This window comes from Bradyrhizobium sp. Kon10, from assembly GCF_055807395.1.
In genome coordinates, this window is sequence record NZ_JBVVOZ010000143.1 from 1 (window position 1) to 383 (window position 383).

Sequence of the window (383 nt, forward strand, 5' to 3'; positions counted from 1 at the left end):
ATGTGCAAGGCGATGCGGGAGCTCGCGTCGGGGAATTTCGACGTCGTGCTGCCGGGCCTCGGCCGCAAGGACGAGATCGGCGAGATGGCCGGCGCGGTGGAAGAGTTCAAGGTTCAGGCCGTGGCCAAGGCCGAGCGCGATGCGGCGGCCAGCGAAGCCCAGAACAAGGAATTGGCCACGGCGCGCCGTTCCGAGCTGATCCGTTTTGCCGACGATTTCGAGAGCGCGGTCGGCGCCATCGTGTCCAACGTCTCGGCCTCCGCCGTGCAGCTCGAATCCTCGGCGTCGACGCTGTCCCGTACCGCTGAGACCACGCAGACCCTCTCGAGCCAGGTCGCCGGCGTCTCCGAGCAGGCCTCGAGCAACATGCAGTCGGTGGCGAC

At 67.6% G+C, this 383-nt stretch carries 1 protein-coding gene; it reads left to right on the forward strand.

Annotated elements, in window-relative coordinates; translation table 11 throughout:
• The coding region (locus tag AC0L2O_RS36450; protein WP_473373156.1) for a HAMP domain-containing protein at positions 1-383 on the forward strand (383 nt) is incomplete at both ends.